We start from the raw sequence: 13,017 nt of genomic DNA on the forward strand, positions 1-13,017 counted from the left end.
AAAGAAAATGAATCAGGAAATCACATTCTTGGGAAGGTCACTGGAAGAGGAAGGAATGACCTATTTTAATTGGACCTGCTCCGGATTTCAGTTTGCATTTGAGGCAAATAAAGTGGAAGCAGAGTTTTTTGCCGTATATGCAGAGGAAAACGGAGAGGTGCTGACACCGTTTTTGGCAGTGTTTCTGGATGATATGGAACAGCCGTATCAAATCATCGAATTAAAAGAGGGAAAACACTGGTATTTATTGTATGAAGGAAGTGCTTCGCCGCATCGCATCCGTGTCATAAAGCGGACAGAAGCACAGCATGCCAAAAATGCATTGGTTCAGGTAAAGGCCGAGGGAGGGAGTCTTTCCCTGTGGCCGAGGGAGGAGACCTTAAAGCTGGAGTTTATCGGTGATTCGATTACATGCGGCTTTGGAAATGAAAGCAGCTGTCCGGAGGACGGATTTCTTGCGTGTCAGGAGAATGGATGGGAGGCCTATGCGGCGAAAACGGCCAGAAAACTGCACGCACAGTTCCACATAATCGGTGTATCGGGAATCGGTGTGTACTCGAGCTACACGGATGTGGAGAAAAGAAATACGCAGCTGTTGATGGGAGAGGTGTACGGCTGCACCGATTATTTCGTATCGCCAAAGGAAGCGTGGGATTTTAACCGGTATCGTCCGGATGCCATCGTGATCTGTCTGGGAACAAATGATTTTTCTTATGTGCAGTATCATCAGGAAGCGTATGCACCCGGATTTCAGAAAAGCTATTATGAGCTATTGCAGCTTGTCCGCCTAAAAAACGGTCCGCAGCCGTATATTCTGTGCTGTCTCGGTGTGATGGGAGAGGGCCTGAACGAAAAGACGGAAGAGGTGGTCCGGGCATTTCGCAAAGAGACCGGGGATGACAGAATTCAGATGCTTTTTTTGACGGAGCAGAGACCAAAGGACGGACGCGGCGGATGCTTTCACCCGACCATCCGCACGCATGAGAAGATGGCGCAGACGGTCGAAAAAGCCCTGAAATACTGGGGTCTATAGGAATTGTAGGTGGCCTGCAGGAAAGGTATGGCGCGGAAAAAAGGAATTGTAGGGCGCTTTTTGAGTTAGAAAGTTTACGGAAAATGAGCCGTCTGTTATCATGAAATCACAATAAAACCTGCCCCGAGAGGAGGAACAAACATGATGATAAAAAGCGGGTCAGCTTCGTTACCCGACAGAATGCTCATGTGCGATAAAGTAACATGATAACTGAATTGATAGTCAGTCCCATTCCGTAAAATGCAAGTTTCCGAAATGTTTCCGAACTTTCTTCAGCCCATTGCTACAAAAAGAAGGAAATGTTATAATTCAAAACGAACAACTGAATAAAAGTGTCTTCGGGGCAGGGTGAAATTCCCGATTGGCGGTAAAGTCCGCGAGCGTAAAACGCACGATTTGGTGTAATTCCAAAACCAACAGTATAGTCTGGATGAAAGAAGATATGGTTAGATTCCGCAGATTTTGAGAGTGTTACTTTCTTTTCTGTGGCCTAATGATAATGCTAACACCTGAAAGACATTTTCTTTTGGGTGTTAATTTTTTGCCACGGAGGAAAGCAATTATGAACAGTAAAACAAAAAGAATCACAGTTATTGGTATGCTATGTGCAATCACTTATGTCACTATGGTTGTTGGCAGGATTCCGATTATTTTATTCTTAAAGTATGACCCATCAGATGTTATTGTAACTTTAGGTGGTTTTATTTGGGGGCCGATGACTTCCTGCATTGTATCTGTTATTGTAGCAACCCTTGAAATGATTACAGTAAGCGATACCGGAATATTAGGTTGTATTATGAATATCGTACAAACACTATCTTTTGCGTGTACGGCATCTGTCATTTACAAAAAAAAGCACACTTTATCTGGTGCAGTGATTGGTCTGGCATCGGGATGGCTAATAACGGTTATCGTTATGCTGTTGTGGAACTATTTGGTAACGCCGCTTTATATGGGGTATCCAAGAGAAGCAGTTGTAGAATTGTTACTTCCTGCCTTTCTTCCATTTAACTTATTGAAAGGTGGGTTAAATGCGTCCATTACATTTTTACTGTATAAGCCCATAGTTACCGCTTTGAGAAAAAGCGGATATGTTACTACTTTGGAAAATGAAGCAAGACAAAAGCATACTGGTCTGCTTATACTGGCAAGTTTTATAATAGTAACTTGTGTTTTGATTATCCTGTCAATGAATGGGATTATATGAGGATTGAGATGAAAGAAAAAATAAATGAGCCTATTTACACACTAACAGGGATCGTTATACATGGCCGAGGTATTGGAAAGCATGTGGGGACACCTACCGCAAACATAGAAATAGCAAAAAATACATTTTTGCCAAAGACAGGGGTGTATGTGGCAGATATTCTTGTAAGTGGCAAGATATATTATGGTGTTACCCATATTGGAACGCGCCCTACACTTGATAATGATAGCTTTGTTTCAATCGAAACACATATTTTTGATTTTGATAAGGATATATATGGGTGTACGATAACTGTCAACCTATATAAGAAATTGAGAGAAGTTAAAAAATTTAATGAATTATCCCTGCTGCTTGAACAGATTGCAAATGACCGGACAATAGCACAAGAATTTTGGGGATTAAATCAAACAAATCACACTTTACACATTGATATTAGCCGGCATTGTGTAATATTAGAACAGCAGGAAGTTTATTTATCAACAAACGAATTTGAAGTCCTTTATTTGCTACTGCAATCTCCTCAAACCACATTCACAAAAGAACAGATTTATGAACAGATTTGGCATGAACCCACAAATAACCATTTGCACGCAGTAGAAAACACGATTTTTCAAATACGAAAAAGGTTAAAACCATATTGCAAGGGGCATGAGTATATAAAAACAGTAATTGGCTATGGTTATAAATTTAATTCCGAGTAACAAATCCAGCCGAGCCAGTCAACGGCAAGTGAATGGGCTGCGCCCACCGTTGACAGCCCCGTCTGTCCTTGCTGGTGGGTAACTCAAGGGGCGACAGCAAAAAAGTGCTGCCGCCCTTTCCCATAATCGAAGAAAGGGGGATTTTCTATGACCGAACAGGAAGCCTATCAAGAACATATCCGCTATACCCATGATACCTATTGCCGGATTGTTATTCGTCATGCGTCCTTTGACGCTGCCCGTATGCTGGCGGCGAGGTGGAAACGGGAAATCTCCCTTGAATACTTGACCGAAGAAAAGTTTGTCCCACTAAGCACCACAGACGAGTATTTTCAAGTGCCGGACTATGGCGAAACCTATCCGTTCTCTGTCCGGGGTCAGACGATACTTTTAGATAGCTGCTCCCTTGCGGCGGCTCTTGCCGGGCTGCCGAAACAGACGCAGGAGGAAATCTTTTTATATTACTTCCAGCACTTGACGCAGAAAGAAATCGGAGAACAAAGCGGCTGGACACGTAGCACAATCGGGCGACATATCCAGCTTGCCTTGAAGCGGCTGAAAGAGGAAATGGAGGTGCTGCCCCATGAGTAACCGACTTCTCCCCTATGAAACTATTATAAAGGCACATGAGGGCGACCCCATAGCAATACAGGCTGTCCTTGACCGCTATGCCGGATATATCCGCTATTTCTCCAAAATGAACGGCTATTATAACTCTGATATGGAGGACTACATCAGAACAAAGCTGATTGAAAGCCTGTTCAAGTTCCGGCTTGACCGTTGAGTTTGGATTGATGATATGATAAAATTAGTCCAATAAATGCGAACGGGAGGTTAGTATGAAAAAAATTATATTGATAATCTGTACATTAGTCTTTCTTATATCTTTAACTGCGTGTGGCACAAAATTTGATGGTAGTCGTACTGGAAACGATAGTGAATTTATCATGGAATATAGTGTGTTAAATACAACGGACGCACAGGATTTAACTATTGAATCTGGAGATACAATTAGTGCTAAAATTGTAATAGATAAAGGTAGCTTATCAATAAAAATTCAAAAAGACGGGGAAGAACCTATCTATGAAAGTAACGGAATTTCCACATCTAATGAGTTTGATGTTGAAATTGATGAAAGCGGAACATACACAGTTGAAGTAACAGGAAAAAAAGCAAAAGGAAGTGTTAGTTTCATAGTGCAGAGTAATTGATGAACTTCCAGTTTACTACACTACACTGAACCACTATAAAAACTGAATAGCCTGCCGCCCCGCAGTGGCACACAAAGCAGTAAATCAGAAAAAGATTTGCTGCTTTTTTTGCGCCCATTTTGGGCAAATTCCCAATGTTCCGTATTAGACAGTGAAGCAAAAAAAGGTTGCCGCTTTTTTCAAACAGCGGGCAAAACACAGCTTCCGAAACGCCTTATTGTCGGGAAAGACCGAGCCGCCGGAAAAGTTCTTGCCGGAAAGTCCGTCATTTTTGCTTTTTGCGGTGTTGTAGGGAGTAAGGGGGGAGAACGCTGCCCGCAACCTTTTACGAAAAAGCTGGTTATAGATTTCCCGAAAAAGTGGTAGTAGCAAGTGAACGGCAGTCCGGCAGTTTCTTAGAGCAAGATTCTACCACAGTACCAAAATTCGCTTATCCGCTCATTTTGCCCCTGCGGGAATCTTGTTGGGGAGTGCCTTCCCCAAACCCTGCTATGCGCCCTATCGGGCGAGAAAGGAGGTCAACGACCATGCGAAAGAAATACAACACGCCCCGCCGCTGCCATGTGGTAAAAACCCGGTTGTCTGATGAAGAACACGCCGACTTCATGGAGCGGCTGGCGGCTTATCAAATCAGCCAGTCCGAGTTTATCCGGCAAGCCATACGAGGGGCGACCATACGCCCCGTGATTACCGTTTCCCCCGTCAATGATGAATTGCTTTCCGCTGTCGGGAAGCTAACCGCCGAGTACGGACGGATCGGCGGCAACTTAAACCAGATAGCCCGCTTTTTGAATGAGTACGGCGCACCCTACACCAGCTTATCCGGCGAGGTACGGGGAGCCGCCGCCGACCTTGCCGCCCTCAAGTTTGAAGTCTTGCAGAAAGTAGGTGACGCTATTGGCGATACTCAAACATATCAGCTCTAAAAATGCGGACTACGGGGACGCTGAAAAGTACCTCATATTTGAGCATGACGAGTTTACCATGAAGCCCACCCTTGACGCAGACGGGCGGCTGATACCGAGGGCAGACTACCGCATTTCCTCTCTGAATTGTGACGGGGAGGATTTCGCCGTTGCCTGTATGCGGGCGAATCTCCGCTATGAGAAAAACCAGAAGCGGGAGGACGTAAAGAGCCACCATTATATCATCAGCTTTGACCCCCGTGACGGCCCAGACAACGGCTTGACCGTAGACCGGGCGCAGGAGTTGGGCGAGAAGTTTTGCGCCGAGCATTTCCCCGGACATCAGGCGTTAGTCTGCACCCACCCGGACGGGCATAACCACACTGAAAATATCCATGTGCATATCGTAATCAATTCGTTACGGATTGCAGAGGTTCCCATGCTGCCCCACATGGACAGACCGGCAGACCGGCGGGCTGGCTGCAAGCACCGCTGCACCGACGCAGCCATGAACTATCTGAAAGCCGAAGTCATGGAAATGTGCCACAGCGAGAGGCTTTATCAGATTGACCTTTTGAATGGCAGCAAGGAACGAGTGACCGACCGGGAATACTGGGCGCAGAAGAAAGGACAAGCCGCACTGGACGAGCGCAACGCCCCCATGATTGCGGACAGTATCACACCCCGCACGACCAAGTTTGAAACAGACAAGGCGAAGCTGCGCCGGACTATCCGGGCGGCACTTTCCGAAGCGACCAGCTTTGACGAGTTTTCTTCTCTGCTTCTCCGGGAGGGCGTGACCGTCAAGGAGAGCCGGGGACGGCTGTCCTACCTCACGCCGGACAGGACAAAACCTATTACTGCCCGCAAACTGGGGGACGATTTTGACCGCATCGCTGTACTCTCCACTTTGGAGCAGAACGCCGCCAGAACCGCCGAAAAAGCCGCAGCCATACCGGAATACCCCGCCAGTATCAAAGAGCGGTTACAGCGGACAAAACCAGCGAAAAACGCCCCGAAGAATGACGCTGCCCGTGAGCGGGAAGCTGTACAGCGCATGGTTGACATAGCCGCAAAGAAAGCCGAGGGCAAGGGACGGGGCTATGAGAAGTGGGCGACCATGCACAACCTAAAGCAAATGGCGGCTACCCTTGCCGCCTACCAGCAATACGGCTTTTCTTCCCCGGAAGAACTGGACGAAGCCCTTACCGCCGCCCATGCGGATATGCAGGAAAGCCTTGCCGGACTGAAAGCACTGGAAGCCAGCATAGCAGACAAAAAGGAGTTGCAGCGCAATCTTCTAAGCTACATCGGCACCAAGCCCGCCCGTGACGGGCTGAAAGCGCAGAAATCGGAGAAAGCCCGGAAAGCCTACCGGGAGCAGCACCAGAGCGACTTTATCCTTGCGGAATCCGCCACCCGCTATTTCAAGGCGCATGGAATCACGAAGCTGCCAGTCAGCAAAGCCCTACAAAGGGAGATTGAGCAGCTTACCGTCCAGAAGAACGCCGGATATAACGACTACCGGGAAAAACGTGAGCGTGTCCGTCAGCTTCAGACCGTCAAGGGCAACATTGACCAGATTTTGCGCCGGGAGCCGAGCCAGCAGAAAAAGCAGGAACAGGAGCGTTAAAGACCGCCCCGAAATGATACCGAAACCATACAAAAACGAGGGTACGGGCTTTCCCTTACCGCAATACTCCCCAACTTCCAAACGGGGCTTACAGAGCGGAAAAAGCCCGAAAATGACACCGAGAACATACAGAAAATGCCGCCTATCCCGCCACGCCGATAGAAGCGGCAGAAAGGAGCCTACGATTGCCAAGAATGAGCAAGAAGCGGAAAGAGGAATGGTCTTTCTTCCTCAACCACCGCAACCGTATCACTTATAACGACCTATGCCGGGGCTGCACCCGTGACTGCAAGCAGAGCTTCCGGGCGATTATCATACTCTGCCCCCGCTACTACTCCAAACGCTGGAAAAAGGAGGGCGCAGCCAATGGCAGATAACCGCAAATACTACTACCTCAAACTGAAAGAGAACTTTTTTGACAGCGACTCCATTGTACTGTTGGAGGATATGAAAGACGGGATTTTGTACTCCAATATCCTGTTGAAGCTGTACTTAAAATCGCTGAAAAACGGCGGGAAGTTACAGCTTGACGAACATATCCCCTATACGGCACAGATGATTGCGACGCTTACCCGCCACCAGATAGGGACGGTTGAACGGGCTTTAGAGATTTTCCGGCAGTTGGGGCTTGTGGAGCAGCTTGACAGCGGGCTTCTCTACATGACCGACATTGAACTGATGATAGGTCAGTCCTCTACCGAAGCGGAGCGGAAACGGGCTGCAAGGCTGGAAAACCGGGCGCTTTTGCCGCCCAGGACAAACGGCGGACATTTGTCCGACATTCGTCCACCAGAGATAGAGATAAAGAAAGAGATAGATATAGAGATAGAAAAAGAGAGAGAGTTAGAAACGGGACACCCCGCCGCCTATGGCAGATACAACAATGTATTTCTTTCGGACAAGGAACTTGCCGAACTGAAAGCAGAACTTCCCGGCAAGTGGGAGTATTACATTGACCGCCTATCCTGCCATATCGCTTCCAGCGGGAAGAAATACAGGAGCCATGCAGCCACGATTTACAAGTGGGCGCAGGAGGACGCAGCAAAGGGAGCCGGGAGAAAGGGCATCCCGGACTATTCTTGCAAGGAGGGAGAAAGTTTATGAGCCAGTTTGACGATATGGTTTTGAATATGACGCAGACCACGCCGGAGCCGGAGGACTATACCGGGGAGGACGGGCTTTTATACTGCGGGAAGTGCCGCAAGCCGAAAGAAGCCTATTTCCCGGAGGGCAAAAGCCTGTTCGGGCGTGACCGCCACCCGGCAGAGTGCGACTGCCAGCGGGCAGAGCGGGAAAAGCGGGAAGCCGCCGAGAAGCGGCGCACCCACCTTGAAGCTGTTGAGCGTTTGAAGCAGCGGGGCTTTACCAATCCGGCTATGCGGGAATGGACGTTTGAAAACGACAACGGGAAATGCCCACAGATGAAACACGCCCGTTCTTATGCGGAATGTTGGGAGCAGATGAAAGCGGAAAATATCGGCTTGCTGTTGTGGGGCAAAGTCGGCACAGGCAAGAGTTATTTCGCCGGGTGTATTGCAAACGCCCTCATGGAGCGTGAAATTGCCGTGTGTATGACGAACTTTGCATTGATACTGGGTGACCTTGCTGCCAGCTTCAAGGACAGGAACGAATATATATCCCGCCTTTGCAGCTTCCCGCTTCTCATTCTTGACGACTTCGGCATGGAGAGGGGGACGGAATACGGTTTAGAGCAGGTCTACAACGTGATTGACAGCCGATACCGCAGCAACAAGCCGCTAATCGTTACGACCAATCTCACGCTGGAGGAATTGCAGCACCCGGAGGACACCGCCCACGCCCGCATTTATGACCGTCTGCTTGAAATGTGTTCCCCCGTCCGTTTTACCGGGGAGAATTTCAGAAAAGCCACGGCACAGGAGAAAATGAAACGCTTGAAAACGCTGCTAAATGGAAAGGAGAGCCGCCTATGACCAACACCCCAAAGCATGACTGCACCGCCCGCCGCCCGGATTGCGTGACGGAAATCCGTGTAGGCAACTCTGTCCTTGTCGTTTCCGGCTATTTCAAGGAGAACACTACCGCCACCGCCGCCGACAAAATGATGAAAGTGCTGGAAGCCGAAGCCAGAGCCGGACAGAATACGCCGCATACAGCATAATGCCAGACAAAGGAAAAGCGGTCATGTCGGGGAGCATGACCGCAGGAATGATATTTTACATTGATTTTTGTCGGTGTGATTTCTTTTTTTGCAATAAAGCATTGATACGAATAAGATTATATCTTTGTATCATTACACAGTATAGATTATGCAGAAAAATAAGAAATGCAATTATTTGCACCCATAAGTAATCGGCAACCAGCATAGCAAGTAAACCAGCGAAAACGCCTAATGAATGTATTTTTGCATTTTTTATAAACTGATTTTTCAAAAAGATAATCCCCTCTTTGGAATAATCTTTCAAGAAATAGTTATCCGTATCTTGTTTGCCGCGCCATTTATCATACAGCTTTTTCACTTTAATAACAAACTTGCGATACTGATTTACGCCCAAAAAGCGATATATTTTTTGCTCCATTTTTGTTTCCTCAACTATGTCATTTTTGCTTCGGAGTAAAGTATATCACATTCTTTTGAAATTTTCTACTTCTTGTCCCAGAGAAGATTTTGCTACATCAAAACCGTCATTTTGACGGGACGTAAAGAAGCAGAAACCGCTATACAACCGCCCCTGTTCCGTGGTACAATAAAGCTACGGAATAGTGGGGCTGGCTGTCGGAAATGGAGGACACTATGTTAAGACAGACCACCCGAAACCTTATTACCGCCCTTTATCCGAGATTATCCCACGAGGACGAACTGCAAGGGGAATCCAATTCTATCAGCAACCAGAAGCGAATCCTTGAAACCTACGCAAAGCAGAACGGCTTTTCTAATCTGCAATGGTACACAGACGACGGCTATTCTGGGGCGAACTTCCAAAGACCGGGTTTTCAAGCCATGCTTGCGGACATTGAAGCCGGAAAAGTCGGCACCGTCATAGTCAAGGATATGTCCCGGTTAGGGCGAAACTACCTGCAAGTGGGAATGTACACAGAAATGATATTCCCACAGAAAGGCGTCCGCTTTATCGCTATCAATGACGGAGTGGACAGCGCACAGGGCGACAATGATTTTGCCCCGCTGCGGAACATTTTCAATGAATGGCTGGTGAGAGATACGAGCAAGAAAATCAAGGCAGTAAAACGGTCTAAGGGCATGAGCGGCAAGCCTGTCACAAGCAAGCCCGTGTATGGCTACCTCATGGACGAGGGCGAAAATTTCATCATTGACGAGGAAGCCGCCCCCGTAGTCAAGCAGATATACAGCTTGTGCCTTGCCGGGAACGGGCCGACCAAAATCGCCCGTATGCTCACGGAGCAGCAGATCCCCACGCCGGGGACGCTGGAATACCGCAGGACGGGCAGCACCCGCCGCTACCACCCCGGCTATGAGTGCAAGTGGGCGACGAACACCGTTGTACATATCCTTGAAAACAGGGAGTACACGGGCTGTCTGGTAAACTTCAAAACGGAGAAGCCGTCCTACAAGACCAAGCACAGCGTAGAAAACCCCATTGAGAAACAGGCGATTTTCCCAGACCACCATGAGTCTATCATTGACGGGGAAACGTGGGAGCGAGTGCAGGAGTTACGAAAGCAGCGCAAACGCCCGAACCGCTATGATGAAGTGGGCTTGTTTTCCGGTTTGCTGTTCTGCGCCGACTGCGGCAGCGTCCTTTATCAGCAGCGTTACCAGAACGCCGCCCGGAAGCAGGATTGCTACATCTGCGGCAGCTACAAGAAGCGTACCCATGACTGTACGGCGCACTTTATCCGCACCGACCTGTTGACCGCCGGAGTGACGGACAATCTGCGGAAAGTTACCAGCTATGCGGCGAAGCACGAAGCCCGCTTTATGAAGCTGCTGATTGAGCAGAACGAGGACGGGGGCAAGCGCAGGAACGCTGCAAAGAAAAAGGAACTGGAAGCCGCCGAGAAGCGTATCGGCGAACTTTCCGCTATCTTCAAGCGGCTGTATGAGGACAGCGTGACCGGGCGCATTTCTGATGAACGGTTTACGGAACTGTCGGCAGACTATGAAGCCGAGCAGAAAGAACTGAAAGAGCGAGCCGCCGCATTACAGGCGGAACTTTCCAAAGCACAGGAAGCCACCGTAAACGCCGGAAAGTTTATGAATATCGTCCGCAAGAACATGAATTTTGAGGAACTTACCCCTACCCTGTTGCGGGAGTTTGTGGAGAAAATCATAGTGCATGAGTGCAGCTATGACGAGAACGGAACCCGCAGACAGGAAATTGAAATCTATTACTCTTTCGTCGGCAAGGTAGATTTGCCCGAATGACCGCCCAACCTATCCGACACAATGCGCAAGTGCCGGATAGGAACGGCAAAATTTTTTACACTTCTCTTACTTCTTTATCACACATCAGCAAATGCGCAAGGGGCTGAAGCAGATGAGAAAGCATTGGCAGTTTTATCTGTTGATTGCACTTCCACTTATTTATATTATCGTATTCTGCTATATTCCAATGCCGGGTGTTTTGATGGCATTTGAACGCTATAGCCCGTCCAAAGGATTATTAGGAAGTGACTGGGTAGGCTTACAGCACTTCAAACAGTTTTTCGCTTCCCCGTCGAGCACCAGAATTATATGGAACACCCTGCGCATCGGTCTGTATTCCCTGATTGCGGGATTCCCGATTCCGATTATTCTGGCAGTCGCTGTAAATGAGGTGGCAAATAAGAGGTTTAAGAAATCCGTACAGATGATTACCTACGCACCGTACTTTATTTCTACAGTCGTATTGGTAGGTATTCTGGCACAGATTACCGATCCCCGTCTGGGTGTGCTGAATAAGATCATTGAGCTGTTCGGCGGGGACCCCATTAATTTTATGGGAAACCCCAAGATGTTTGATCACTTATATGTATGGTCCGGAATCTGGCAGGGTGTTGGCTATAATTCCGTCATTTATATTGCGGCGCTGGCCGGAGTAAGCAAGGAACTGCAGGAGGCGGCAGTGGTAGACGGCGCTTCCAGATGGAAACGAATCTGGCATGTGGATCTGCCGAGCATTCGCCCGCAGATTATCATCCTTCTTATCTTTAGTGTCGGAAATGTACTCAACATCGGGTATGAAAAGATTTATCTTATGCAGAATGATTTGAACATTCAGACCTCAGAAGTGATTTCTACGTTTGTGTATAAGGTTGGTCTTGTAAATGCAGATTATGGCTTCTCTACCGCAGTCGGTTTATTTAATGCTGTGATCAGTATCATTCTTCTGACTACAACCAATTACATTGCGAAGAAAACAACAGATACAGGCATTTGGTGACATAGAAAGGGGGTTAAGTCGGTGAATAATAAAGTAATAAAAAGTTCTTTTGGAGATAAAGCCTTTATGGCTGGCATATATGTCTTTCTGTCAGCAGTCCTCGTGATTATGCTTTACCCGCTGATTTATGTAGTGAGTGCTTCGTTTAGCAGTCCCGACGCAGTGGCAAACGGAAAAGTGTTTTTACTTCCTGTGGATATTACCACCATTGGTTATGAGGCGGTATTTCAGAATCAGAAGATTGTGACCGGATTTTTAAACTCTGTGTTCTATCTGGTTGCAGGTACGGCGCTGAATCTGATGATGACAATGCTTGCGGCCTATCCGCTTTCGAGAAAAGAATTTTACGGAAAAAAGCTGGTGACAGGAATATTTGTATTTACGATGTACTTCAGCGGCGGCCTGGTTCCTTCTTATTTATTAATGAAGAATCTGGGACTTTTGGATACCAGAGCGGTTTTGATTATTCCGGTGGCGATGTCGGTATGGAATGTCATTATTGCCCGTACCTATCTGCAGAGCACCATCCCGGACGAGCTGTTTGAGGCAGCTTCCTTAGACGGCTGCAGTGAAATCGGTTTTTTCCTTAGAATCGTGCTTCCGCTTTCCAAACCGATTATGGCGGTGCTCGTACTGTATTATGGGGTAGGTCACTGGAATTCCTATTTTAATGCGATGATTTATCTGAAGTCTCCGGATCTTCAGCCACTGCAGATCGTGCTTCGTGAAATTCTGCTGTTAGGCAATGTCGATATGACGATGATAACGGATGCGGCTGCACTGGAGAAAATGCAGGGCCTTTCGAATCTGTTAAAGTATGCGGTCATCGTTGTGGCAAGCTTGCCGATGATGTGTATTTATCCGTTTGTACAGAAACACTTTGTAAAGGGTGTTATGATAGGATCTTTAAAGGGATAATTCTCCCTTCGAGATAAAATGAAAATAT

The 13,017-nt window shown here is 47.6% G+C and carries 16 protein-coding genes, 1 pseudogene and 1 riboswitch; of the genes and pseudogenes, 16 read left to right on the forward strand and 1 reads right to left on the reverse strand.

What is annotated here, in order from left to right; translation table 11 throughout:
• Positions 1-7: 7 nt before the first annotated feature.
• From DWZ56_RS14595 to DWZ56_RS14655, 12 genes are all read left to right on the forward strand, one after another.
• Complete coding sequence (locus tag DWZ56_RS14595) at positions 8-1,033, forward strand: SGNH/GDSL hydrolase family protein (RefSeq protein WP_118557373.1); 1,026 nt, start codon at positions 8-10, stop codon at positions 1,031-1,033.
• A gap of 330 nt (positions 1,034-1,363) precedes the next feature.
• A riboswitch (FMN riboswitch) is annotated at positions 1,364-1,479 on the forward strand.
• A gap of 116 nt (positions 1,480-1,595) precedes the next feature.
• Positions 1,596-2,240, forward strand: coding sequence for an ECF transporter S component (locus tag DWZ56_RS14600; RefSeq protein WP_118557374.1), 645 nt, complete (start codon positions 1,596-1,598; stop codon positions 2,238-2,240).
• Between the two features lie 8 nt (positions 2,241-2,248).
• Positions 2,249-2,941, forward strand: coding sequence for a riboflavin kinase (locus DWZ56_RS14605; RefSeq protein WP_158584602.1), 693 nt, complete (start codon positions 2,249-2,251; stop codon positions 2,939-2,941).
• A gap of 147 nt (positions 2,942-3,088) precedes the next feature.
• A complete protein-coding gene (locus DWZ56_RS14615; RefSeq protein ID WP_118557376.1) occupies positions 3,089-3,532 on the forward strand; it encodes an RNA polymerase sigma factor in 444 nt (147 codons plus the stop codon).
• Positions 3,525-3,725 carry a helix-turn-helix domain-containing protein gene (locus DWZ56_RS14620; RefSeq protein WP_058351293.1) on the forward strand — a complete coding sequence of 67 codons (201 nt, stop codon included), beginning with the start codon at positions 3,525-3,527 and terminating at the stop codon, positions 3,723-3,725. Before DWZ56_RS14615 ends, DWZ56_RS14620 begins: the two co-directional genes overlap by 8 nt.
• A gap of 55 nt (positions 3,726-3,780) precedes the next feature.
• Positions 3,781-4,152, forward strand: coding sequence for a hypothetical protein (locus DWZ56_RS14625; RefSeq protein WP_101877136.1), 372 nt, complete (start codon positions 3,781-3,783; stop codon positions 4,150-4,152).
• 527 nt (positions 4,153-4,679) lie between these two features.
• Entirely contained in the window at positions 4,680-5,078 is a 399-nt protein-coding gene (locus DWZ56_RS14630) for a plasmid mobilization protein (protein ID WP_118557377.1), read from the forward strand.
• Positions 5,050-6,690 carry a relaxase/mobilization nuclease domain-containing protein gene (locus tag DWZ56_RS14635; RefSeq protein ID WP_118557378.1) on the forward strand — a complete coding sequence of 547 codons (1,641 nt, stop codon included), beginning with the start codon at positions 5,050-5,052 and terminating at the stop codon, positions 6,688-6,690. The genes DWZ56_RS14630 and DWZ56_RS14635 overlap by 29 nt, the downstream gene beginning before the upstream one ends.
• Before the next feature lie 185 nt (positions 6,691-6,875).
• Entirely contained in the window at positions 6,876-7,067 is a 192-nt protein-coding gene (locus DWZ56_RS14640) for a hypothetical protein (protein WP_083787635.1), read from the forward strand.
• Positions 7,057-7,794 carry a phage replisome organizer N-terminal domain-containing protein gene (locus DWZ56_RS14645; RefSeq protein ID WP_118557379.1) on the forward strand — a complete coding sequence of 246 codons (738 nt, stop codon included), beginning with the start codon at positions 7,057-7,059 and terminating at the stop codon, positions 7,792-7,794. Before DWZ56_RS14640 ends, DWZ56_RS14645 begins: the two co-directional genes overlap by 11 nt.
• Positions 7,791-8,642 (forward strand): ATP-binding protein, encoded by an 852-nt coding sequence (locus DWZ56_RS14650; RefSeq protein ID WP_118557380.1) that lies wholly within the window; start codon positions 7,791-7,793, stop codon positions 8,640-8,642. The genes DWZ56_RS14645 and DWZ56_RS14650 overlap by 4 nt, the downstream gene beginning before the upstream one ends.
• On the forward strand, positions 8,639-8,830 hold the full coding sequence (locus DWZ56_RS14655) for a transposon-encoded TnpW family protein (protein ID WP_118557381.1): 192 nt from the start codon (positions 8,639-8,641) through the stop codon (positions 8,828-8,830). The genes DWZ56_RS14650 and DWZ56_RS14655 overlap by 4 nt, the downstream gene beginning before the upstream one ends.
• Before the next feature lie 55 nt (positions 8,831-8,885).
• Here the strand turns inward: DWZ56_RS14655 and DWZ56_RS14660 are convergent, their stop codons facing one another.
• Positions 8,886-9,248: a hypothetical protein gene (locus DWZ56_RS14660; RefSeq protein ID WP_118557382.1), complete on the reverse strand. Its 363-nt coding sequence runs from the start codon at positions 9,246-9,248 to the stop codon at positions 8,886-8,888.
• Positions 9,249-9,463: 215 nt separating this feature from the next.
• Between DWZ56_RS14660 and DWZ56_RS14665 the strand changes: the two genes are divergently transcribed.
• The 4 genes and pseudogenes from DWZ56_RS14665 to DWZ56_RS14675 all read left to right on the forward strand — a co-directional run bounded on the left by DWZ56_RS14665 (position 9,464) and on the right by DWZ56_RS14675 (position 12,989).
• Positions 9,464-11,074 (forward strand): recombinase family protein, encoded by a 1,611-nt coding sequence (locus tag DWZ56_RS14665; RefSeq protein WP_118557383.1) that lies wholly within the window; start codon positions 9,464-9,466, stop codon positions 11,072-11,074.
• A 21-nt stretch (positions 11,075-11,095) separates the two neighbouring features.
• Positions 11,096-11,176, forward strand: a pseudogene (locus DWZ56_RS23825) (Maff2 family mobile element protein); the annotation flags it as partial.
• Between the two features lie 10 nt (positions 11,177-11,186).
• Positions 11,187-12,071: an ABC transporter permease gene (locus tag DWZ56_RS14670; protein ID WP_243095284.1), complete on the forward strand. Its 885-nt coding sequence runs from the start codon at positions 11,187-11,189 to the stop codon at positions 12,069-12,071.
• 21 nt (positions 12,072-12,092) lie between these two features.
• Positions 12,093-12,989, forward strand: coding sequence for a carbohydrate ABC transporter permease (locus tag DWZ56_RS14675; RefSeq protein WP_118557385.1), 897 nt, complete (start codon positions 12,093-12,095; stop codon positions 12,987-12,989).
• Positions 12,990-13,017 lie beyond the last annotated feature (28 nt).

This window comes from Lachnotalea sp. AF33-28 (assembly GCF_003477885.1).
Classification (GTDB): Bacteria; Bacillota; Clostridia; order Lachnospirales; family Lachnospiraceae; genus AF33-28.